Genomic DNA, 1,540 nt, shown 5'->3' on the forward strand with positions numbered 1-1,540 from the left:
CTGGGGGCCGTGGGCCGAGGGCGGGATGGCCGCCGACGAGGCCCTGGCGCGGCGGATGCGCGCCGGCGGCGTACCGCCCATGGCGGCCGACGCGGCGATCTCCGCGCTGCAACGCGCGCTGGACCAGGACCGGACCGTGGTGATGGTCGCGGACATCGACTGGCAGCGCTACGCGCCCGGATTCACCGCTGCCCGGCCCAGCCCGCTGCTCGCCGACCTGCCCGAGGCGCGTACCGGTAGCCGGTACGAGCAGGCCACGGCAGGCTCGGCGGCCGACGCGGGGGCCACCCGTTCCTCGCTGGTCCGGCGACTCGCGGGCCTCCCCGAGGCGGAGCAGAAGCAGGCGGTCCTCGAACTGGTCCGTACGCACGTCGCCCAGGTGCTCGGCCACGCCACGGCCGACGACGTCGACGCCGTGCGGGCGTTCAAGGAGCTGGGCTTCGACTCGCTGACGGCGGTCGAACTGCGCAACCGGCTGGGTGCGGCGGCCGAACTGCGGCTCCCCGCCACCCTGATCTACGACTTCCCGACCCCGACCGCGCTCGCCGACCACCTGTTCACCGAACTCCTCGGCACCACCCGGGCGGCGGCCACCGACCTGGTGCCCAGGGCCGCCGCCGTGATCGCGGACGACCCGATCGCGATCGTCGCGATGAGCTGCCGATTCCCCGGCGGCGTCCGGTCGCCGGAAGACCTGTGGGACCTTCTCGCCTCCGGCGGGGACGCCATCTCCGGCCTGCCCATGGACAGGGGCTGGAACACCGAACGGCTCTACGACCCGAACCCCGACACACCTGGTACCTCGTACGTCCGCGAGGGCGGATTCCTCTACGACGCCGCCGAGTTCGACCCGGCGTTCTTCGGGATCTCGCCGCGTGAGGCGCTGGCGATGGACCCGCAGCAGCGGCTGCTCCTGGAGACCTCGTGGGAGGCATTCGAACGCGCGGGCATCGACCCGGAGACGTTGCGCGGCAGCCAGGCCGGCGTGTTCGTCGGCACCAACGGCCAGGACTACCTGTCGCTCCTGCTGGACGCCTCGGACGAACAGGGCGGTCTCGAAGGGCACATGGGCACGGGCAACGCGGCGAGCGTGGTCTCGGGACGGCTCTCCTACGTCTTCGGCCTGGAAGGGCCTGCCGTCACGGTCGACACGGCCTGCTCGTCCTCCCTCGTCGCCCTCCACTGGGCGATCCAGGCCCTCCGCAACGGCGAGTGCGATCTCGCGCTGGCCGGTGGCGTGACGGTGATGTCGACACCCGGTGCGTTCGTGGACTTCAGTCGGCAGCGGGGTCTTGCGGCGGACGGCCGGGTGAAGGCGTTCGCTGCGGGTGCGGATGGCACCGGCTGGGGTGAGGGTGTGGGCATGCTGCTCGTGGAGCGGCTGTCGGACGCCCGGCGCCATGGTCATCCGGTGCTGGCGGTGGTGCGCGGTAGTGCGGTGAACCAGGACGGTGCGAGCAATGGTCTTACGGCGCCGAATGGTCCGTCGCAGCAGCGGGTGATCCGGCAGGCGTTGGCGTCCGCGGGGTTGTCGGCGGCG

1 protein-coding gene is annotated in these 1,540 nt (G+C 72.5%); it reads left to right on the top strand.

Features of this window, described 5'->3' with window-relative positions:
* The coding region (locus IE217_RS34310) for a type I polyketide synthase (RefSeq protein ID WP_229865863.1) at positions 1 to 1,540 on the top strand (1,540 nt) is incomplete at both ends.

Source organism: Streptomyces naganishii JCM 4654 (assembly GCF_014650575.1).
Lineage (GTDB): Bacteria > Actinomycetota > Actinomycetes > Streptomycetales > Streptomycetaceae > Streptomyces > Streptomyces naganishii.